This window comes from Pseudomonas proteolytica (assembly GCF_007858275.1).
Taxonomy (GTDB): Bacteria; Pseudomonadota; Gammaproteobacteria; order Pseudomonadales; family Pseudomonadaceae; genus Aquipseudomonas; species Aquipseudomonas proteolytica.
Window position 1 is genome coordinate 169,464 of record NZ_VFEV01000004.1, and the last position, 22,267, is coordinate 191,730.

Annotated in this window: 15 protein-coding genes; 5 read left to right on the forward strand and 10 right to left on the reverse strand. The window is 61.3% G+C overall.

Translation table 11 applies throughout. The features are described from left to right. Positions 1 to 21: 21 nt before the first annotated feature. Positions 22 to 363 (reverse strand): YceK/YidQ family lipoprotein, encoded by a 342-nt coding sequence (locus FIV38_RS04830; protein WP_092232998.1) that lies wholly within the window; start codon positions 361 to 363, stop codon positions 22 to 24. Positions 364 to 525: 162 nt separating this feature from the next. On the opposite strand from FIV38_RS04830, the gene FIV38_RS04835 reads away from it, so the two are divergent. After that, on the forward strand, positions 526 to 2,619 hold the full coding sequence (locus FIV38_RS04835) for a TonB-dependent receptor family protein (RefSeq protein ID WP_208602575.1): 2,094 nt from the start codon (positions 526 to 528) through the stop codon (positions 2,617 to 2,619). A 180-nt stretch (positions 2,620 to 2,799) separates the two neighbouring features. Here the strand turns inward: FIV38_RS04835 and FIV38_RS04840 are convergent, their stop codons facing one another. The 9 genes from FIV38_RS04840 to glnE all read right to left on the reverse strand — a co-directional run bounded on the left by FIV38_RS04840 (position 2,800) and on the right by glnE (position 13,689). Beyond that, positions 2,800 to 3,249: a hypothetical protein gene (locus FIV38_RS04840; protein ID WP_139273543.1), complete on the reverse strand. Its 450-nt coding sequence runs from the start codon at positions 3,247 to 3,249 to the stop codon at positions 2,800 to 2,802. Between the two features lie 343 nt (positions 3,250 to 3,592). Beyond that, positions 3,593 to 5,044 carry a lipopolysaccharide kinase InaA family protein gene (locus tag FIV38_RS04845; RefSeq protein WP_092232990.1) on the reverse strand — a complete coding sequence of 484 codons (1,452 nt, stop codon included), beginning with the start codon at positions 5,042 to 5,044 and terminating at the stop codon, positions 3,593 to 3,595. Continuing rightward, entirely contained in the window at positions 5,044 to 5,796 is a 753-nt protein-coding gene (locus tag FIV38_RS04850; RefSeq protein ID WP_092232987.1) for a lipopolysaccharide kinase InaA family protein, read from the reverse strand. Before FIV38_RS04850 ends, FIV38_RS04845 begins: the two co-directional genes overlap by 1 nt. Beyond that, positions 5,793 to 6,527 carry a lipopolysaccharide kinase InaA family protein gene (locus FIV38_RS04855; protein WP_029299192.1) on the reverse strand — a complete coding sequence of 245 codons (735 nt, stop codon included), beginning with the start codon at positions 6,525 to 6,527 and terminating at the stop codon, positions 5,793 to 5,795. The genes FIV38_RS04850 and FIV38_RS04855 overlap by 4 nt, the downstream gene beginning before the upstream one ends. Continuing rightward, the gene (gene rfaP, locus FIV38_RS04860; protein WP_029299193.1) at positions 6,527 to 7,333 is read right to left on the reverse strand and encodes a lipopolysaccharide core heptose(I) kinase RfaP; all 807 of its coding nucleotides are present in this window, start codon (positions 7,331 to 7,333) and stop codon (positions 6,527 to 6,529) included. Before rfaP ends, FIV38_RS04855 begins: the two co-directional genes overlap by 1 nt. Next, a complete protein-coding gene (locus FIV38_RS04865) occupies positions 7,333 to 8,454 on the reverse strand; it encodes a glycosyltransferase family 4 protein (protein ID WP_092232984.1) in 1,122 nt (373 codons plus the stop codon). Before FIV38_RS04865 ends, rfaP begins: the two co-directional genes overlap by 1 nt. Beyond that, entirely contained in the window at positions 8,454 to 9,515 is a 1,062-nt protein-coding gene (gene waaC, locus FIV38_RS04870; protein ID WP_032862116.1) for a lipopolysaccharide heptosyltransferase I, read from the reverse strand. The genes FIV38_RS04865 and waaC overlap by 1 nt, the downstream gene beginning before the upstream one ends. Position 9,516: 1 nt before the next feature. Further along, on the reverse strand, positions 9,517 to 10,551 hold the full coding sequence (gene waaF, locus FIV38_RS04875) for a lipopolysaccharide heptosyltransferase II (RefSeq protein ID WP_092232981.1): 1,035 nt from the start codon (positions 10,549 to 10,551) through the stop codon (positions 9,517 to 9,519). A 198-nt stretch (positions 10,552 to 10,749) separates the two neighbouring features. Further along, positions 10,750 to 13,689, reverse strand: coding sequence for a bifunctional [glutamate--ammonia ligase]-adenylyl-L-tyrosine phosphorylase/[glutamate--ammonia-ligase] adenylyltransferase (gene glnE, locus FIV38_RS04880; RefSeq protein WP_092232978.1), 2,940 nt, complete (start codon positions 13,687 to 13,689; stop codon positions 10,750 to 10,752). 383 nt (positions 13,690 to 14,072) lie between these two features. Between glnE and aceE the strand changes: the two genes are divergently transcribed. The 4 genes from aceE to msrA all read left to right on the forward strand — a co-directional run bounded on the left by aceE (position 14,073) and on the right by msrA (position 22,194). Continuing rightward, positions 14,073 to 16,718 (forward strand): pyruvate dehydrogenase (acetyl-transferring), homodimeric type, encoded by a 2,646-nt coding sequence (gene aceE, locus FIV38_RS04885; RefSeq protein ID WP_029299202.1) that lies wholly within the window; start codon positions 14,073 to 14,075, stop codon positions 16,716 to 16,718. An 11-nt stretch (positions 16,719 to 16,729) separates the two neighbouring features. After that, positions 16,730 to 18,376 (forward strand): dihydrolipoyllysine-residue acetyltransferase, encoded by a 1,647-nt coding sequence (gene aceF, locus FIV38_RS04890; RefSeq protein ID WP_092232975.1) that lies wholly within the window; start codon positions 16,730 to 16,732, stop codon positions 18,374 to 18,376. Positions 18,377 to 18,788: 412 nt separating this feature from the next. After that, positions 18,789 to 21,479, forward strand: a complete 2,691-nt coding sequence (locus tag FIV38_RS04895) for a putative bifunctional diguanylate cyclase/phosphodiesterase (protein WP_029299205.1) — start codon at positions 18,789 to 18,791, stop codon at positions 21,477 to 21,479. A 67-nt stretch (positions 21,480 to 21,546) separates the two neighbouring features. Further along, positions 21,547 to 22,194, forward strand: a complete 648-nt coding sequence (gene msrA, locus FIV38_RS04900; protein WP_029299207.1) for a peptide-methionine (S)-S-oxide reductase MsrA — start codon at positions 21,547 to 21,549, stop codon at positions 22,192 to 22,194. Positions 22,195 to 22,267 lie beyond the last annotated feature (73 nt).

The window sequence follows — 22,267 nt, forward strand, 5'->3', positions numbered from 1 at the left end:
GGCACGGAGAAACAAGCGGTATCAGCGGAAGATCTCGATACTGCCATCAAGGTTCTGTCGATAGACGGTGTAGGGCAGTACCAAAGTATCGAGAACACCTGACAGTACCAAGTCAACGGCAATCCAGGGCAGCGGGCCGATCTGCTGCGCATCCAGGCTTTTTTTGCTGTTGGGTTCGCCATTGAGGGAGCAGAAGTCGTACACCACGCCGCTGTAGATACGGGGCACGCTCTCGCAATGGCTGCGCAGGTTCTTGAGGCGCTGGCTGGCCACCGCATCTTCGCGAAACACCGTATCGAGGGTGCCACAGGCCGTGGTCGAAAGGACAATGGCGGCAAACAGCAGAATGTTTGTAGGATTCACGGGCAACCCTCTTTGGCATGAGGGGGCAGCCTAACCCAAGACTGCGTAAGACGAATATGCCGGTAATGTGCGGGAATATTCTTCGGAAAAGCCTCGCAGAATCGTTAAACTCGCGCCCTTTTTTCCGCGCCTGCGCTGCGCGTCATGGAAGTTGGCTTGCTCATGAAAGTTGTTGTTCCCACCTGTATTGCGATGCTGCTCCCTAGCCTGCTGGGCTTGCCGCAAGCCGCCCAGGCAGAAGATGCCCCACTGATCCTCGACCCCAGTGTGGTGACAGGCTCGCGCAGCGCCAGTCGCAGCTTCGACCTACCCTACTCGGTGGACAGCATCAGCCGTGAGCAGATCAGCGATGGCCAGTTGGGCATCAACGCCTCGGAGGCCCTGTCCCGCGTGCCGGGGCTGGTGGTGCAGAACCGGCAGAACTACGCCCAGGACTTGCAGATTTCGTCCCGTGGCTTTGGCGCGCGCTCGGCGTTTGGCGTACGCGGGATCAAGCTGATTGCCGATGGTATCCCCGCCAGCACCCCGGACGGCCAGGGCCAGGCGGCAACGTTCAACCTCGACACCGCCGAGCGCATAGAAGTACTGCGCGGCCCAGCCGCCACCCTGTATGGCAGCAACGCCGGCGGGGTGATCCAGATGTTCTCGCGCAATGGCGAGGGCGCACCACGTATCGGCGCCGAAACCCTGTTCGGCAGCGACGGCCTGAACAAGAACCACCTCAGCGCCGAAGGCGCGGTACAGGGCGCCGGGTTTGTCCTCGACGCCTCGCGCATGGACACCGACGGCTACCGCGACCACAGCAGCGCTCGCCGCGACCAGACCTTCGCCAAGCTCAACGTCGAACCCGATGACGACAGCAAGCTGGCCCTGATCTACAGCAGCCTGGAGCAGAACGGCACCCAGGATCCGCTGGGGCAGACCTGGCCGGGCTACAAGGCCGACCCACGTTCGGTCAGCAGCAACGCCCTGACGTACAACACGCGCAAGAGTATCGATCACCAGCAGTTGGGGATGAATTACGAGCGGTACATGGGCGATGCGACGTTGCAGGTCAATGCCTATACGGGGCGGCGGAGTGTGATTCAGTATTTGTCGATTCCCAAGGGTGTTCCGAGCAACGAACGCGGCGGCGGCGTGGTGCAATTCGACCGCAAGTTCTACGGCGGTGGCGTGCGCTGGATGCAGCCTATCGACAGCGCACCGGGCGAGCTGATGATCATCGCCGGCCTGGACTTCGACCAGAGCGAGGACAGCCGCCACGGCTACCAGAACTACAGCGGCAACACCCTGGGCGTGAAAGGCGAACTGCGCCGCAACGAAATTGACACCGCCCGCAGCCTCGACCCCTACATCCAGGCCAACTGGGCCATTGACCGCTGGACCCTGCAAGCCGGGCTGCGCCACAGCACGATGGAGATGGACGTCGATGACCAGTTTCTGAGCAATGGCGATGCCAGCGGCAACAAGACCTACCAGAAGAACACGCCCTCGATGAGCGTGATGTACGCCTTCACCCCTGACCTGCACGGCTACGTCAGTGCCGGCAAGGGCTTTGAAACGCCGACCCAGGCAGAAATGGCCTATGCCCCGGGTGCCATCGAAGGTTTCAACTTTGGCCTGAAGCCCTCAGAGAGCACTCAATATGAAGTGGGTTTGAAGGCGCAGGTGAACAACAGCACGCGGCTCAACGCTGCCGTATTCCAGATCACCACCGAGGATGAGTTGGTAGTCGCACAGTCCAATGGCGGGCGCACCAGCTACCAAAACGCCGGCCGCACCCTGCGCCGCGGCTTTGAACTGGGCATCGAAAGCCAACTGAGCGAACAATGGAGCGCCAACCTCGCCTACACCCGCCTGCAAGCTACCTACGACAGTGACTTCAGCAACAACAGCAAAACCATCGACAAAGGCAACTACCTGCCCGGCGTCCCGCAGACCCTGCTGTTTGCCGAGCTGAACTGGAAACCAAGGGATTGGCTAAGCACTGCTGTCGAAGGCATGTACCGCAGCAAGATCTATGTCGAGGACACCAACCAGGAGCGTGCTGCGCCGGGCTACAGCGTCTTCAACTGGCGTGCGCGGTTTGAGCAGAAGGTCGAACACTGGACCTTTCACCAGACCTTGCGCCTGGATAACCTGCTGGATCGCCAATATGTCGGCTCTGTGATTGTTGGCGACAGTAACGGGCGCTATTACGAAGCGGCGCCGGGGCGATCCTGGTATGCCGGAGCCGGCGCCCAGTATCAGTTCTGACCCCACCAGGAGGCGCCGGCTTGCCGGCGCTTACTCGGTCGCTGTAAAACCACGACATATCGTTAAACAAAGACGCAACTGGAAAAAGTGACGCCACATGCCTTGACTGCACTAGACGCCACTCCTCAATTGCAACCAAACAAACGCCGACCAAACTATTTACTTAAGAAACCACCCAACTTACCGAATAGAACTCAAGTGAGTACGATGAGTGCTAGCGGGTTTATCGGTTTCGTTCTTGTCCGGAGTACTACCATAGAGCCCGGTAGGATCATAAGGAATTTCCACATCAATCAATTGACCATCCGGGCTGGTAGATTCATAGCTCTTTCCCGTAGGGTCATAAGGAATCTCCACATCTATCACCTGACCGGCAGCATCGGCCGGCCCGTAGCTTTTGCCGGTAGGGTCATAGGGAATTTCCCTATCGATAGGCTCCTCAGGAGCCCTGCCTCGACCCTCGCCAGCAGCGACCGCCGGCCCCCAGGTGCCGGTGCGGGGATCAAGCACTTGCGCATCCTCTCCAGCGGTAAGATCCAGTTTATTGGGCCGAGCTATCTCTCTTTCCTTATAGCCAACTCCCTCATAAGGTTGAAAGTTATAACCCGAAACACTACCAATATTAGACATGATAAAACTCTCCAAACTTAAAGACATTAACAGGCCACGCAACCTGTTAACGCAAAAGCTACATCCCCAACCCACAACTTTCAACAGCACAAAAAACTCAAATAAAGATCAAACATCACGAGATGTAAAACCACATAACCGAACACATACACACCCAATGAGAAGTATCGGACTAATCCGAGACAGAACTCCCCACATACACTTAAGATCAGTTTTTCATGACATGATTTTGCGCTCTCAAATAATTCGAGCGCACAACGACTCAACAATCATTAATCAATATACAAGATGAAACACTACGCATGAGCTGAGCCCGCCCTGTCAGGAGCGGGCAAGCGTGCAGCTACAGGACGCCGTCGATCCTGCTGGGCAAGCGCTGATCGATTACTCGATACAACGCGCTATCGACCGGCCAGTTGCGCATGAACCGCGCACGATCCTTGGCAAACGCCGGCGCAAAACTACTCAGTGAGCCGTGCTGGCACATCGAGTCCAGATCTATCAGCACCCAGCGCCCCCCCTGCCAGAACAGGTTGCGCCCCTTGAAGTCGCCATGACTGATCCGCTCGCGAATCAGTTCGCCAAACAGGCGCTCCAGGGCCAACAGTTCGGGCTCGGGTACCTCGCCGCTTTCGACATAAGGGGCCAGATGCTCAATCAGGTCTGGCCCGGCCAAATGCTCGGTAACCAGGTAAGCCCGGCTGCGCAGCCAGAAAAAACGCCGCTCCAGGAGTGCCAGAGGCTTGGGCGTGGCGATCCCCAGGAACGTCAGGCGATTGCCTTCGTACCAGGCGTGCCAGGCGCGGCTTGGCCGCCAGAAGCGCTTGAGCCAGTGCACAAAACCCTTGATGTTGTAGCGCTTGATCACCAGTGGTCGCCCGGCCACATCCACTCGGGCCACCGTGGCCGAGGCGCCGGCCTTGTACATCTGGCCTTGGCCGATGAGCCCATCGACGTTTGCCAGTACCGGCAGCAGGGCCGCCTCCTCTTCCCGGCGGATCGCCCGCAGCCCAAAGGCCCCGCGCACCACGCTGAACAAGGTGCACTCGCGGCCGACCTTGCCCAGGAAGTCTTTCAAGCGCCAGGCCCGCACTTTGCGCACCTGCTTTTGCAGGGCTTCCAGGGGCAAGGCGTGTTCGCCATTGCTTAACAGGTAGTACACCAACAACTCTTCGGTAAACGGCTCGAGGTCGCTCGGCAACTGGGCAAAAAACACCCCGAGGTTTTCCAGTACCCGGTTGCGTGACAGGGGCTTGCCCGCCTGTTCGACGCAGATCCCGCCACCATCGATCAAATACAGCTTGTCGCCCTGGCGCATCAGGTTGTCCAGGTGCAGGTCTTCCTGCCACAGGCCCTTGGCGTGCATCTGTGCAATCGCGCCCAGCGCTTCGGCCAACACAGCCTGCTGTTCATCCGCCAGAGGCGGCATGCTTTCAACCGCCGCCCAGGCCTCGGCCAGGCTTTGTGCGCCGTCGAGAAACTCGAACAACAGCCAGCCGCCCTCACCGTCTTGCAGACCGTCAGCCAGCAACAGCGGCGTGGTCAGGCCTTGCTCGGCCAGCAGGCGCACGCCCTGGAGTTCACGCTGGAAATGCCGAGCGGCGCTGCCACCCACCAGCAACTTGGCCAGCACCGGCCGGCCGCGCCAGATAGCCGCGCCCACATAACGCTGGCCCGGCAACACCCGTAGCAGGCTCAGCAGCTGCAATTGCCCTGGGCCGGCCGCATCCGCCAACTCGATACTCAAGGGCAGCGCAGGCGTGCGCCCGGCATTTTTGAGTTCAGACAAGCGCATCAGCGGGCCTCCTTGTGACTGCGCCGCCCAGCCAGGTAACGTGCCCAGGTATCCACCAGGGAGCTGTCCACCGGCTGGTCGAGGTAGGCCGCCAGAAACTGCCGCACCTGCTCTGCAGTCCAGGCCCCGGCACGCCGCAGCAACGGCTCCAGGTCCTTGACCCGGTCACGCCGGCCGAGCAACAGCGGTCGGGTCTTTTCCAGGTCGATCAACTGCGCTGCGTAACCGTCGCCAGTGGCCTGCAGGAAGATATGCTTGGGGTAAAAACAGCCATGCACCTGGCCGACGCCATGGAGCTTGCGCGCCAACTGGCCGCAGGCCACGAGGATCGCATGGTGCTGGGCGTCGCTCAGGGCTGGCCACTGCTCCAGCAGCGAATCCAGGTCATTCCAGCCATCCAGCGCGCGGGTCAGCAGCAAGGCGCGGTATTCGCCCGCAACTTTGCGCTCACCATAAAAGGCGGCCTGCAAAGCCGGGATCGCCTTCTGCCGATAGCGGCTGATATTGCGAAACTCGCGGGCAAAGGTCGGCTCGCCAAACGGCCGATGCAGGGTGCGCGTCAGGTAGTTGCTCTGGCGCTTGAGGTAAAAACCGCGACCCTCCAGCTCCAGGCGAAACACGCTGCTCCAACCGCCGCGACTGGTGTTGGGCTCGTCCACTGCGTCCAGTTGCCTGGCCCACAGGGCATCAAAGTCAGCCAGGCCATTGCGCTCCAGCAAGGCCCGGTCTTCAGTTGCCAGGAAGTCATTCATTCGCGTCCCTCGAAAAACTTCAGTACATGGCGGATCCGCTGTTTATCCGATACGCCCAGGTGCTTGCGCCGACGATATTGCATGTAGAAGCGTAGGCGCTGGGTGGCAGACAAGTGGTATTTGGCAACCTTGTCCAGGCACGCCAAGTCCTTGGTGATCCGATACTTGAGCCAGAACCCGCGCCAGAAGTCACCGTTGGGGCAGTCGATCAGGTACAGGGTCTGCTGGTCGTCGATCAGCAGGTTGCGCCACTTCAAATCGTTGTGGGTAAAGCGGTGGTCGTGCATGGTCCGGGTGTATTCAGCGAGCTGGCGGCTGACCTTGTCGACCCACACCGGGTCGGACAATTGCGGGTCCTTGCGTTCAGCCAGGGCCGCCAGGTCTTCGGTGCGCGGTAACTCGCGGGTGATCATCGCCCCACGATCATAGGCCAGGCCCTTGCGCTCCAGGCCCCAGGCCACGACTTCGGCGGTTGGGATGCCCCACTTGGCGAAGCGCTTGAGGTTCTGCCACTCGGACTTGACCCGGGGCTTGCCCAGGTAACGGCGCAGGCCTTTGCCGGCGCCGGTGTAGCGCTTGACGTAATAGTTGATCCCGCCGCGCTCCACGCGAATGACTTCGGACAGCGGATCACGGGTCAGCCGCTCGCCTTGCAGGGCGAACACTGCGTCGAGGCTACCAAAATCGTCCACAAGCTCCGAGTAAGCAGGTTCCAGGTTCCAACCCGCCATCAGAGTGCACCTCCGTACCGGACTTTGCGGTCATAGAGCTTGCTGGCCTTACGCTCCAGCCACTGCAGCAACGCGCCTTCCTCGGCCAGGATCTGGCGCAGGGGCTGCTGGAAGTAGCCTTTGAGGAAGCGCAACTTGTCGCGGCGGGTCAGGCCAATATCCAGGATCGAGAAATACAGGGCCGCCAAATCCTTGTTGCGCCAGCGCTGGCTGATGCGCGGCCGCACCTGGGCGCGGTGCAGGTCGATCACCGAGAGTTTGAAGTCATCGGCGGTTACCGGCTTGTCGGTGTGCAGCAGGAAGTGACAGATGTAGCAGTCACGATGGTTGACGCCAGCGCGATGCATCATCCCGGTCATGCGCGCCACTTCGGCAATCAGCGCGCGCTTGAGACGCGGCTCGGGCGGCTGCTTGAGCCAATCCATGCTCAAGTCTTCCAGGCTGATGGTCGGCGCCAGCTCTTCGGTGACAATAAAGGAATGCTGGTCGGCCGGGTTGGCGCCGCGTTCGCCATAGGCCACGGCGGTCATGGTCGGTACGCCAACTTCGTGCAGGCGCTGGATTGCCTGCCACTCCTGCCCGGCGCCCAGCACCGGCAACTTGGCGGTGAACAGGTTCTTGAAGATTTCACCCCAGCCGATGCCACGGTGGATTTTCACAAAGTAGCCGCGCCCATCCACCTCGGTACGCAAGGTACGACGGGCTTCCAGTTCACGGTAAACCTCACCGTCCAACAGCTCGACTTCGGCGAACGCATCGCGCCCGGCCCAAAGGCTCTTGAACGGTTCGGCAAGAATCAACTTCATCAGTGTTGCTCCGCCAGAATTACATCCGCAGCGTGCTGCGGCATGCTATAGAGGTCGGCCGTCTCGGCGAAGGCCAGACCATTGCGGCTCCAGGCCGCACGTTGCTGCTGATCGCTGAGCATCCCGGCCAGGTACTGGTTGAGCTGGGCCTGCTCGAACGGCTCGTCCAGCACACGCCCGCAATCGGCCTCGCTGATGTAATGGGCATACCCACACACCGCCGTGACCAACACCGGCAACCCGGCCACCGCTGCTTCGAGCAGCACAGTCCCGGTATTTTCGTTGTACGCCGGGTGAATCAACAGGTCGGCGCCCAGCAGGAAACGCGGGATATCACTGCGCCCCTTGAGGAACTGCACGTTGTCGCCCAGCCCAAGGGTAGCACTCTGCAGTTGGAATACTTTGGGGTCGTCCTGGCCAATTACAAACAGGCGGGTGCGCTTTTTCAGATCCGCAGGCAGTGCGGCCAGCGCCTTGAGGCTGCGGTCCACGCCCTTGGTCTTGAAGCCCGAACCGATCTGCACCAGCAGCAAATCATCGTCCGCGAGGTTGAATTCGGCACGGAACCCGGCCCGGATCTGGGCCGCATTCGGCGGCGCCCGACGATCCTGGGCGATGCCCGGCGGCAACAGGTGGAAGCGCTCCAGCGGCGTGTCGTAATGCTTGATAAACAGCGGCTGCTGGACCTCGGAGATCATCAGGACTTCAGTCTTGGCGTCCTTGGCAAACACCGCACGCTCGTACTCGGAAAAATGCCGATAGCGGCCAAAACTGCGGTACAGCGAGTGGCGCAGGTTCTGCGCCTTGTCTTCAAAACAGCCGTCTGCGGCGTAGTACACATCCAGGCCCGGCATTTTGTTGAAGCCGATCAAGCGGTCCACCGGGCGCTTGGCCAGGTCGGCCTGCATCCAGGCGGTCAATTTTTCGTTGCGCCGATGATTGAAGAACGCCTTGACCGGCGCCACCAGCACTTCAAAACCCGGCGGGATGTCGCCTTCCCAGATCAGGGTGTAGACACGGATCTGGTGGCCGCGCTGCTGGCACTCCAGGGCGATGCGCATGAAGTCGCGCTGCAAGCCACCAAAGGGGAAATATTTGTACAGAACAAATGCCAGTTGCATCAGTGCAGCTCCTCAGCCAATAACAACGTGCTCAGTCGGCTGGCCACACGCTCAGGGTTCAGGCGAGTAAAGCACAGCGGCCACTCGCGCTTGAGATCAAACCGGCGCTGGTCTTCAGCGGTCGGTTGGTAGGTGCATTTCTTTTGCAGACACGGCGCGCAGGGGAAATCGCTGCCCAAATGGATCTGCGCCTTGCCATACGCACCGGTCAGGCCCGGGTTGGTCGGGCCGAACAGAGAGATCGTCGGCACATCCAGCGCAGCCGCCAGATGCCCCAGGCCGGTATCCACGGCGACACAGGCCCGGGCACCAGCCAGGACGCGCGCCACACCGGCCAGATTCAATTTAGGCAACACTTCGGCGTTGGCCAGGCCTTGGGCCAGGCGCTCGGCCCGAGCTTTTTCGGCGGCATTGCCCCACGGCAACTTCACATCCACCCCCAGGCTGCCCATGCGTTCGGCCAGGTCGCGCCAGTAGGCTTCGGGCCAATGCTTGGTGTCCCAGGTGGTGCCGTGCAGCAGCAGTACGAACGGTTTCTTGGGCGGCAAGCCCAGCAGTTTTTCGGTGCTCAGGCCGTAATCCCCCAGGCCCTTGGGCAGGTCATAACCCAGGGCCACGGCGAACAACTGGCGCAAGCGCTCAACTGCATGCTGGCCACGGGCAACCGCCAGGCGCCGGGAGTAGAAACGTGCGGCAATGGGCTCGCGGGCCGACTGCTTGTCGAAGCCGGCCACCGGCGCCCGCACATAGCGGGTCAGCCAGGCGCTTTTCAGCAGGCCTTGGGCGTCGATCACCAGGTCATATTTGGTGGACTGGATCTGCTTCTTGAAGCGCCGCCATTCGCCGCTCTTGAAGGTCTGCCAGAGGTTCTTGCGCCAGCGGCGAATCGCCACCGGGATCACCTTGTCCACCGCCGGATGCCAGGTGGGGATTTCGGCGAAGCCTTCCTCCACCACCCAGTCGAAGCGAATCCCCGGAATCGCCCGGGCCGCGTCGGTCAATGCCGGCAATGCGTGGATCACATCGCCCAGGGATGAGGTCTTGATTACCAGTACCCGCAACTCAATGAACCTCGACCACGTTGCCCTGCAACCGCTGCAAGGCCTCGGCTACCGAATCGGGCAGCAACTGACGCAGGCAATTGTAGTGGCCGAAACGGCAGGTGCGTTCAAAACACGGGCTGCAATCCAGGCCCAGGCGCACCACTTCAACCTTGTCGGCCAATGGCGGGGTGAAGCCTGGGGACGTGGAGCCATACACCGCCACCAGCGGGCGGTTCAGCGCAGCGGCCACATGCATCAGGCCGGAGTCGTTGGACACCACCGAATCGGCGCAGGACAGCAGGTCAATCGCCTCGGCCAGCGAGGTATCGCCACTGAGGTTGACCGCTTCTTCGCGCAGGCCGGGGATCAGGCGTTGGCGGATGTCTTCACCCACCGAGTGATCGTTTTTCGAGCCAAACAGCCAGACTTGCCAGCCTTCGCGGATTTTCAGCTCGGCGACCCTGGCGTAGTGCTCCGACGGCCAGCGCTTGGACTCGCCAAACTCGGCGCCCGGACACAGCGCCAGCACCGGCCGATCCAGGGTCAGGCCGAACTTGGCCAGGGCCGCATCGCGAGTAACCGGGTCGATTTGCAGGCTCGGCCGCTGATACGGCGTCGGCAACTCGGCATCAGGCGCGTAGGCCAGGGCCATGAAGCGCTCGATCATCAGCGGGTAGCGGGCCTTGTCGAGCTTGCGCACATCATTGAGCAAGCCATAGCGGAACTCGCCGCGCCAGCCGGTACGCTTGGGGATGCCGGCAAAGAACGGCACCAGCGCCGACTTCATCGAGTTGGGCAGCAGGATCGCCTGGTCATACTGGCCGGCCAGGGACTTGCCGATGCGCCGTCGGGTCGCCAGCTCCAGCGCGCCATGGCCGAGCGGGAAGCTCAAGGCCTGCCGGACTTCAGGCATGCGCTCCAGGATCGGCCGGCTCCACTCGGGGGCGAGCACGTCGATTTGGCAGTCGGGATGACGCTGTTTCAGGCACTGGAACAGTGTCTGCGCCATCACCATGTCACCGACCCAACTGGGCCCAACGATCAGAATATTCATGTAGTTTCCACAAACGATTCGGGGAGGCTCATGCCTCCCCGCCTCGATAATTACTGTAGGTCACGGTTTGTGTGGGAGCGGGCTTGCCCGCGATAGCATCACCGCGTGCTGCCAGCCAGACCGCAGCGCCTGCATCGCGGGCAAGCCCGCTCCCACATAAAGCCGGTCTCCACATTCAATTGGGGTCGCTGTAGTGTTTTAGCTTAACCCCAGTTCTTGCCAGATCCGTTTCACCTGGCGCCGTTCGTCAGCAAACTGATCCCCGGCAACCACCCCAGCCTCGTTCTGCAGGGCCTGGCGATGGGCCGCCGAGCGGTAGGCCTTATACACCTCGCGCAACAGGTGGGCATCGGCGGCGGGCATCAGCCCGACCTGCTCCAGGCCTTCCAGGATGCGGATATTGTCGGTATAGCGTAGCAACGACGGATGTTGCGCAGACCACGCCAAAGCGGCGTATTGCACCATAAATTCAATATCGACGATACCTCCGGCGTCCTGCTTGAGATCGAACACCGCCGTGGGCTCGAAGGCATTCGCCGCCGTGCCGGCCCCGGTCGACTTGGTGCCCAGGTTGTCGCGCATCTTGGCGCGCATCTCGCTGACCTCCTGGCGCAGCTTCGCCAGGTCCTGCGTGCGCCCCAACACCTGCGCCCGCACGCCTTCAAACGCGCGGCCCACATCCTGGCTGCCGACCAATACCCGCGCCCGCACCAGGGCCTGATGCTCCCAGGTCCAGGCCTCGTTTTCCTGATAGCGGGCAAAGGCCCCCAGGGAGCTGACCAGCAGCCCGGATGCGCCAGAAGGTCGCAGGCGCATATCCACTTCGTACAATTGCCCGGAGTTGGTCTGGGTGGTCAACAGGTGAATGATCCGCTGGCCCAGGCGCGTAAAGAACTGCGCACCATCGATTGGCTTGGCGCCATCGGTTTCGGCCTGCGGGTCACCGTCATGGATAAACACCAGGTCCAGGTCCGAGCCATGTCCCAGCTCGATGCCGCCGACCTTGCCATAGCCGACGATGATAAATCCGGGATCACACAAGGTGCCGTCCAGGCGCTGCGGCGTACCGTGGCGGGCCACGGTCTGGCGCCAGGCCAGGGCCAGCACCTGCTCGAGAATGGCCTCGGCAAGCCAGGTCAGGTAGTCGCTGACCTTCATCAGCGGCAGGCTGCCGGCGATTTCCGACGCCGCTACGCGCAGGCGGTGGGCCAGCTTGAAGTGGCGCAGGGCTTCCATCTGCTGCTCAAGGTCATCCTCGGGGATGCGCGTGAGGCGCTCGCGCAATTCGGCGGCCAACTCCGGCGCCAAGGGCGGCTTGAACAGCCGGCCTTCGTTGAGCAATTCGTCCAGCAGCAGCGGGAAGCGGGTGATCTGCTCGGCAATCCATGGGCTGGCGGCGCACAGGGTCAACAGCCGACGCAGAGCGTCAGGGTTTTCGGTCAACAGCACCAGATAAGCGGACCGCCGCGCCACCGCTTCCACCAGCGGCAATACGCGCTCCAGCACCAGGTCCGGATTAGCGTGCTCGACCGCCTGGGCCAGCAGGCGCGGGATAAACGCATCCAACCGCTCACGCCCCAGGCGCTGCATCGCCCGCAACTGCGGGCTGCCGCGCAGGCTGGCCAGGGCCTTGAGGGCCTTGGGTGCGTCGGCAAAACCACCTTCGGCCAATTGGCGACAGGCCGCCTCTTCATTTTGGGACTCTTCCCACAGCGGCAACCACTCGCCGCCCACCACCAATTCGCTTTCTACACCCTCCTCTTCGTCCGGATCGGCAATCACCTGGCGAAAATGCCAGTCCACCCGGCCACGCCAGTACATCAATTGCTCATGGAACGCGGTCCAGTCGGCAAAGCCCATCATGAACGCGATCCGCGCCTGGTCTTCGTCAGTGTTGGGCAGCATCTGTGTCTGGCGATCAGCGATGGCCTGGATTGCATGTTCGGTGTAACGCAGGAATTCATAGCCGCTGCGCAGCTCGGCAATCACCGCCGGCGGCAGGTAGCCCTGGCCTTCCAGGGTGCCCAGCACCTTCAACAATGGCCGTTGTTGCAGGCTGAGGTCGCGCCCGCCATGAATCAGCTGGAACGCCTGGGCGATAAACTCCACCTCGCGGATGCCGCCCGCGCCCAGCTTGATATTGTCGGCCATGCCCTTGCGCCGCACTTCCTGCTGGATCAACTGCTTCATGGTGCGCAGCGCTTCGATCGCAGAAAAGTCCAGGTAGCGCCGGTAGACGAACGGGCGCAGCAGGTCGAGCAACTGCGCACCCGCCACCTGATCGCCGGCCACCACCCGCGCCTTGATCATCGCGTAGCGTTCCCAGTCGCGCCCCTGGTCCTGGTAGTACTGCTCCAAGGCATTGAAACTGAGCACCAGCGCCCCGGCTGAACCATACGGCCGCAAACGCATGTCGACACGGAACACAAAACCGTCGACGGTCATCGGGTCCAGGGCCTTGATCAGCTTCTGGCCCAGGCGGATAAAGAACTCCTGATTGTCCAGGGCACGCTTGGCGCCCACGGTCTCGCCGCCCTCGGGGTAGGCGAAGATCAGGTCGATGTCCGACGACAGGTTCAACTCCACCGCCCCCAGCTTGCCCATGCCGAGGATGACCATCTGCTGCGGTTCGCCGCTGCGCCCGCCGGTGGGGGTGCCAAATTGCGCACAATGGCGCTGGTACAGCCACTGGTAAGCCTGGTCGATGCTGGCGTCGGCCATGTCAGACAGGTCGCGGCAGGTCTGCACCAGGTCCGCCTGTCGGGTCAGGTCGCGCCAGATAATCCGCACCTGCTGGCGGGTCCGCTGGCGACGCAGGACGCGGCCCAGCTCGTCTTCTGTTTCAACCTGTTGCACCGCTGCGGCAATCTGCCCACACAGCTCATCGGGTGCAAAGCCGCGATCCAGTTCGCCCCAGGCCACCAGTTCCAGCAACATCAAAGGGTCACGAACACTCTGTTCAATCACAAAATCACTGGCGGCGCAGACACGGGCGAAGTCGGCCCAACGTTGCGGCGTCCACGCGGACAGGCCATGATCGGCATCCAGCATGGCCGCTGCGTCACGAAATGACTGCTCGGCCCGGCTGGCAAACGGCAACAGAACGGCAGGGAGTTCAACCAGCATTGGAAGGCTCATGGTCTATCCTTGATCGGCGTGTAAATGGCTTGTGGCTGTGAACGCAAGAACCACGCTTGGCGAAGGACTGTCGAACAAAAGTTAGAAATAGCTGAAAATTCATTAATTTTGGCAGGCAACATTAAACTTCTACCTTTTCTTGTTCGCAAAAGATCAACAATAACGATTATGCTCACCAGCCAGACCGAGTCATACACTCAGTCTTGTGTAGTTTTACTACTCGTATATACATTCGAAAGGCTGAAATGGCCGACGATTTGTAGTAAAACTACAGGACGCCGAAGCAACCTTCGGCCATCCAAGAATTTATGTCGTCTGCCCACAAGGCCAGTCGCAAACTTCAGGCAACCGATTCTGGTAGCCTTTCCGCCCTGGAGCAAGCCATGCAAGACCTCGATCCCGTCGAAACCCAGGAATGGCTGGACGCCCTGGAATCGGTTCTCGACAAAGAAGGCGAAGACCGTGCGCATTACCTGATGACCCGTATGGGCGAACTCGCGACCCGCAGCGGCTCGCAACTGCCTTACGCCATCACCACGCCATACCGCAACACCATCCCCGTTACCCACGAAGCACGCATGCCTGGCGACCTGTTCATGGAACGCCGCATTCGCTCGCTGGTACGCTGGAACGCGATGGCGATGGTTATGCGCACGAACTTGAAAGATTCTGACCTGGGCGGTCACATCTCCAGCTTCGCTTCCAGCGCAACCCTGTATGACATCGGCTTCAACTACTTCTTCCAGGCCCCGACCGACGAACACGGCGGCGACCTGATCTACTTCCAGGGCCACACCTCGCCAGGCGTCTACGCCCGTGCGTTCATGGAAGGTCGCATCACCGAAGACCAGATGAACAACTTCCGCCAGGAAGTCGACGGTGGCGGCCTGTCGTCGTACCCGCACCCTTGGCTGATGCCTGACTTCTGGCAGTTCCCGACCGTTTCCATGGGTCTGGGCCCGATCCAGGCGATTTACCAGGCACGTTTCATGAAGTACCTGGAAGCCCGTGGCTTCATCCCCGAAGGCAAGCAGAAAGTCTGGTGCTTCCTGGGCGACGGCGAGTGCGACGAGCCGGAATCCCTGGGCGCCATCTCCCTGGCCGGCCGCGAGAAGCTGGACAACCTGATCTTCGTCATCAACTGCAACCTGCAGCGCCTCGACGGCCCGGTTCGCGGCAACGGCAAGATCATCCAGGAACTCGAAGGCGTGTTCCGCGGTGCCCAATGGAACGTGACCAAAGTCATCTGGGGTCGTTTCTGGGACCCACTGCTGGCCAAGGACGTCGACGGCATCCTGCAACGTCGCATGGACGAAGTCATCGACGGCGAGTACCAGAACTACAAGGCCAAAGACGGCGCATTCGTACGTGAACACTTCTTCAACACGCCTGAACTCAAGGCGATGGTTGCCGACCTGTCCGACGACGAGATCTGGAAACTCAACCGTGGCGGCCACGACCCGTACAAGGTCTACGCGGCGTACCACGAAGCGGTCAACCACAAAGAACAACCTACCGTCATCCTGGCCAAGACCATCAAGGGTTATGGCACCGGTGCCGGCGAAGCGAAGAACACTGCGCACAACACCAAGAAAGTCGACGTCGACAGCCTGAAGTTGTTCCGTGACCGCTTCGACATCCCGGTCAAGGATGAAGAGCTGGAGAACCTGCCGTTCTTCAAGCCAGAGCCGAACAGCGCCGAAGCCCGCTACCTCAGCGAGCGTCGCACTGCCCTGGGTGGTTTCGTGCCACAGCGCCGCGCCCAGAGCTTCAGCGTACCGACACCGGACCTCAGCACCCTCAAGGCAATCCTTGATGGTTCGGGCGACCGTGAAATCTCCACCACCATGGCCTTCGTGCGGATCCTCGCGCAGCTGGTCAAGGACAAGGAAATCGGCCCGCGCATCGTCCCGATCATCCCGGACGAAGCCCGTACCTTCGGCATGGAAGGCATGTTCCGCCAGTTGGGCATCTACTCCTCCGTCGGCCAGCTCTACGAGCCAGTCGATAAAGACCAGGTGATGTTCTACAAGGAAGACAAGAAGGGCCAGATCCTCGAAGAAGGCATCAACGAAGCGGGCGCCATGAGCTCCTTCATCGCTGCCGGTACTTCGTACTCCAGCCACAACCAGCCGATGCTGCCGTTCTACATCTTCTACTCGATGTTCGGCTTCCAGCGTATTGGCGACCTGGCTTGGGCAGCAGGCGACAGCCGTACCCGTGGCTTCCTGATCGGCGGCACCGCCGGCCGTACCACGCTCAACGGCGAAGGCCTGCAACACGAAGACGGTCACAGCCACATCCTGGCTGCCACCATCCCGAACTGCCGCACCTTTGATCCCACCTACGGCTACGAGCTGGCGGTGATCATCCAGGACGGCATGAAGAAGATGACCGAAGAGCAGCAGGACGTTTTCTACTACATCACCGTGATGAACGAGTCCTACCAGCAACCTGCCATGCCGGCCGGTGTTGAAGAAGGCATCATCAAGGGCATGTACCTGCTCGAAGAAGACACCAAGGAAGCGGCACACCACGTACAGCTGATGGGCTCCGGCACCATCCTGCGCGAAGTGCGTGAAGCGGCGAAGATCCTGCGTGAAGAGTTCAACGTCGGCGCTGACGTGTGGAGCGTTACCAGCTTCAACGAACTGCGTCGCGACGGCCTGGCCGTGGAACGCAGCAACCGCCTGCACCCAGGCCAGAAGCCTGCGCTGAGCTACGTCGAAGAGTGCCTGGCTGGCCGTAAAGGTCCGGTTATCGCCTCTACCGACTACATGAAGCTGTTTGCTGAACAAATTCGCCAGTGGGTCCCGTCCAAGGAATTCAAAGTGCTGGGCACCGACGGTTTCGGCCGCAGTGACAGCCGCAAGAAGCTGCGTCACTTCTTCGAAGTCGATCGTCACTTCGTGGTGTTGGCAGCCCTGGAAGCCTTGGCTGACCGTGGAGAGATCGAACCCAAGGTGGTGGCTGACGCCATCGTCAAGTTCGGGATCAACCCGGAAAAACGCAACCCACTGGACTGCTGAGGAAACTATCTGTGAGCGAGCTCATTCGCGTACCTGACATCGGCAGCGGTGAAGGTGAAGTAATTGAACTGTTTGTGAAGGTCGGCGACAAAGTCGAAGCCGACCAGAGCATCCTGACCCTGGAGTCGGACAAGGCGAGCATGGAAATCCCTGCTCCCAAGGCCGGTGTGGTCAAGAGCCTGAAAGTGAAGCTGGGCGACCGCCTGAAAGAAGGCGACGAACTGCTGGAGCTGGAAATCGAAGGAGCCGCTGACGCGGCCCCGGCGGCGGCACCTGCTGCAGCTGCTGACCCTGCGCCGGCTGAAAAGCCCGCTGCTGCAGCCGAGGCCCCAGCGGCCCCGGCTGCTGCACCGGCAGCGGCCACCGTTCAGGACATTCACGTCCCGGACATCGGTTCGTCGGGCAAGGCCAAGATCATCGAGCTGCTGGTCAAGGTCGGCGACACCGTCGAAGCCGACCAGTCGCTGATCACCCTGGAGTCCGACAAGGCCTCCATGGAAATCCCTTCGCCGGCTGCCGGCGTGGTGGAAAGCATCGCGGTCAAGCTGGAAGACGAAGTCGGCACTGGCGACTTCATCCTCAAGCTGAAAGTCGCGGGCGGCGCAGCTCCTGCTGCAGCCCCTGCACCAGCCGCTGCTGCTCCGGCCGCCAAGGCTGAAGCTGCACCTGCCGCCGCCCCGGCTCCTGCGGCAAAAGCCGAGGCCGCTCCGGCCCCGGCTGCTGCCCCTGCGCCAAGTGGTGCCAAGGCTCATGCAGGCCCTGCCGTGCGTCAACTGGCCCGTGAATTCGGTGTCGAGTTGAGCGCTGTCAGCCCTACCGGCCCACACGGTCGCGTGCTCAAGGAAGACGTGCAGGTCTACGTCAAATCCATGATGCAAAAAGCCAAGGAAGCTCCGGCTGCCGGCGCTGCCACCGGTGGCTCGGGCATTCCGCCGATCCGCACCGTGGACTTCAGCCGCTTCGGTGAAATCGAAGAAGTGCCGATGACCCGCCTGATGCAAATCGGCGCGGCCGGTCTGCACGCCAGCTGGCTGAACATTCCGCACGTGACTCAGTTCGACCAGGCCGACATCACCGACCTGGAAGCTTTCCGCGTTGCGCAGAAAGCCGTGGCCGAGAAGGCCGGCGTGAAACTGACCGTACTGCCACTGCTGCTCAAGGCCTGTGCGCACCTGCTCAAGGAACTGCCGGACTTCAACAGTTCGCTGGCACCAAGCGGCAAAGCGATCATTCGCAAGAAGTACGTGCACATCGGCTTTGCGGTCGACACCCCGGATGGCCTGCTGGTACCGGTCATCAAGAACGTCGACCAGAAGAGCCTGCTGCAACTTGCTGGCGAAGCCGCGGCACTGGCTGCCAAGGCCCGCGACAAGAAGCTGACTCCGGACGACATGCAAGGCGCCTGCTTCACCATCTCCAGCCTCGGGCACATTGGCGGCACTGGCTTCACGCCAATCGTCAACGCGCCGGAAGTGGCGATCCTCGGTGTTTCCAAGGCCACTATCCAGCCTGTGTGGGACGGCAAGGCCTTCCAGCCGAAGCTGATGCTGCCACTGTCGCTGTCCTACGATCACCGTGTGATCAATGGCGCGGCCGCTGCACGCTTCACCCAGCGCCTGAGCCAGTTGCTGAACGATATCCGCACCATCCTGCTGTAACCCGCAGCAGCCTCCCCCTTCATCGGGGGAGGCTGGCTGCACGATTTCCGAGCGCCACGCTCGTACCTCAACCCCGCCAATTTGGCGGGGCTTTTTTTGCCCACCCAAATTGCCCATGCCCTTGTGTAGGAGCGAGCTTGCTCGCGAAGAACTCAAGGACGCCACGCTCATTCAGGTCAGGCGCGTTATCGTTAACGATTTTCGCGAGCAAGCTCGCTCCTACAAAGGGCATGCAGGATAACCGTCCATCATTGCGACTGTAGAAAACAGCTGCGCGGCCGATAACCCACTTATAGCACTTAGCCTTCATCCTCTCTTGTCAGTCCGCGCTGCATGATGCAACCTTGCCGCAGACAGCAGTAAAGAGGGCGATAGCCCGGCGCGATGCGCATTTTTCCAAGCGAGTTCCCCCATGAAAAGCCAACCCGATGTCGCCCGAACGGCGGCCGAGGTCGTGACGCAATTACCGGTGCCTTCGCGCCTCGGTATGCTGCGTTTCGAACGGCTTAATGAGGCTAGCTGGGCGCTGCTGTACCTCGATCCCAATTGTGAACGCCAATTCGGCTTGCCCGCAGTAGAGCTGTGCTCGCTGCTCGGCGCCCCCTACGCCAGCCTGATGGAACCCCAGGCACGCTACCAGTTGCATGATGCGATCCAGCAGCAACTGACCGCCAGCCCCCATTACCTGGTGCGCTACACCCTGCACACCAACGACGGCCCGCTGAGCCTGCTGGAGGTGGGCGAGGCCTACAAGCAACACAATCGTCACTTGCTGCGCGGCTACCTGATGGTGGTAGACGGCTTGTTCAGCAACCTGGCACCGATGCCCGCCGCCGACCTGGAAGACCAGAACAGCCGCCTGCAGATCGCCCTGGAGCTCAACCAGCGCGCGCAACAGGAGCAGTTGCAACACCTGGAGCGGGTGCGCGCCCAGCAGGAACTGATCCTGCTGCTGGCCCGCCAGCGCTACAGCACCACCAACTCCCTGCAAGAAGCCGCCGAACTGATCACCCGCAGCGCCTGTGATATCTACCAGATCGACTGCGCCAGCATCTGGAACCTCGAAGGCCAGCAACTGGTGCCGATCTCTGCGTTTCATCGCGCCGACCAACAGCACCATATGCCGGCACCGATCGATGCCAGTGGCTTCCCGGACTACCTCGAAGCCCTGCACAGCAGCCGCGCCATCGACGCCAGCAATGCAATGCGCGACCCGCGCACCCGGGAAATGGTCGAAAGCCTGCGGCCCATGGACATCCATGCAATGCTCGACGCCAGTATCCGTGTCGATGGTCAGGTCGTGGGCGTGCTCTGCCTGGAGCAAAGCACTGGCACCCGGGATTGGCTGTCCGATGAGATCGCTTTTGCCGGCGAGTTGGCCGACCAGTTCGCCCAGGTCATCAACAACCACAATCGTCGCACCGCCACCAGTGCCCTGCACCTGTTCCAGCGCGCGGTGGAGCAAAGTGCCAATGCCTTCCTGCTGGTCAATTGCGACGGCGTGGTGGAATACGTCAACCCCAGCTTCACCGCGATCACCCAGTACAGCACCGAGGAAGTCCACGGCCATCGCCTGGCCCAGTTGCCGGCCCTGGAAAACCTCAGCGAACTGTTGTTCGACGCCCCTTCCAGCCTGGCCAAGAGCAACAGTTGGCAGGGCGAATTCAAGAGCCGGCGCAAAAACCTCGAACCTTACTGGGGCCAGCTGTCGATTTCCAAGGTCTATGGCGACAACCGCGAACTGACCCACTACATCGGCATCTACGAAGACATCACCCAGACCAAGCTCGCCCAGCAGCGTATCGAGCGCCTGGCCTACACCGACAACCTGACCAACTTGGGCAACCGTCCGGCGTTTATCCGCAACCTCGATGAGCGCTTTGCCCGTGACAGCGACGCGCCTATCAGCCTGCTGCTGGTGGACATCGACAACTTCAAGCGGATCAATGACAGCCTCGGCCACCAGACCGGCGACAAGCTGCTGATCAGCCTGGCCCGGCGCCTGCGCAACAGCCTCAATGCCGGCGGCAGCCTGGCGCGCTTTGCCAGTAACGAATTTGCAGTGCTGCTGGATAACGCCGACCTTGAGGTCGGCCAGCAAATGGCCTCCCAGCTGTTGATGACCCTCGACAAACCGATGTTCGTCGACAACCAGTTGATCAGTGTCACCGGCTCCGTGGGTCTGGCCTGCGCGCCGCTGCATGGCCGCGACCCGCAGACCTTGATGCGCAACGCCGGCCTGGCGCTGCACAAGGCCAAGGCCAACGGCAAGCACCAGGTACAGGTGTTTACCGAGGCGCTGAATGCCGAGGCCAGCTACAAACTGTTCGTCGAAAACAACCTGCGCCGCGCCCTGACCCAGAACGAGCTGGACGTGTTCTACCAGCCCAAGCTGTGCCTGCGCAGCGGTCGCTTGCTGGGCATGGAAGCGCTGCTGCGCTGGAACCACCCGGAAAAGGGCATGATCCGTCCGGACCAGTTCATCAGCGTCGCGGAAGAGACAGGGCTGATCATCCCCATCGGTAAATGGATCGCGCGCCAGGCCTGCCGCATGAGCAAGCAGTTGAGCGCCGCCGGCATGGGCAACCTGCAGGTGGCGATCAACCTGTCGCCCAAGCAGTTTTCCGACCCGGACTTGGTGGCCTCCATCGCCAGCATCCTCAAGGAAGAACAACTGCCGGCCAATCTGCTGGAGCTGGAGCTGACCGAAGGCCTGCTGCTGGAGGCCACCGAAGATACGCGCCTGCAACTGGACCAGTTGAAGAGCTTCGGCCTGACCCTGGCCATGGATGATTTCGGCACCGGTTACTCATCCCTGAGTTACCTGAAGAAATTCCCCATCGACATCATCAAGATCGACCGCAGCTTTATCCATGAAATCCCGGACAACCAGGACGACATGGAAATCACCTCGGCGGTGATCGCCATGGCGCACAACCTCAAGCTCAAGGTGGTCGCCGAAGGCATCGAGACCGCCGAGCAGCTGGCGTTCCTGCGCCGCCATCGATGCGACGTCGGCCAGGGCTACCTGTTCGACCGGCCAATCCCCGGCTCCGAGTTGCTGGACAAGCTCAAACGCTATCCACGTGGGCCAATCGCCTGACAGCGCTGTAACACTCGGGCACACTGGTGGTCTGAACTGTTAACTCAACCTGACGAGAGGACTGATCATGGTCTTGCGCTCGGAAATCCTGGTGAATAAAAACGTGCTGCCGACTGCCGAACAAGCCCTGCCTGGTCGTGAAACCCCGATGAACCTGCCCGAGACGCACTTCGTCAACGGCAACCCGCTGCTGGGCCCGTTCATGGACGATGTGGGTTTTGCGATCTTTGGCCTGGGGTGTTTCTGGGGTGCCGAACGCAAGTTCTGGCAACGCGATGGTGTGGTCAGCACGGTGGTCGGCTACGCCGGCGGCTTCACGCCCAACCCGACCTATGAAGAAGTCTGCTCGGGCCTGACCGGCCATAGCGAAGTGGTGCTGGTGGTGTATGACCAGGCCAAACTCAAATACGAAGACCTGTTGAAGATGTTCTGGGAGTTGCACAACCCGACCCAGGGCATGCGCCAGGGCAATGATATTGGCAGCCAGTATCGCTCGGTGATCTACGCCACCACCCCTGAGCAACTGGACGCGGCCAAGGCCAGTGCACAGGCTTATCAGGAAGAACTGACCAAGGCCGGCCTGGGGGAAATCACCACTGAAATCGACCAGGCGCCGACGGTGTACTTCGCCGAGGCCTATCACCAGCAGTACCTGGCGAAGAATCCGCAGGGTTACTGCGGGATTGGCGGGACTGGCGTGACCTGCCCGATCTAAAAATGTGGGAGCGGGCTTGCTCGCGAATGCGGTGTGTCAGTCAGAGAATAGGGCGACTGATACACCGCTTTCG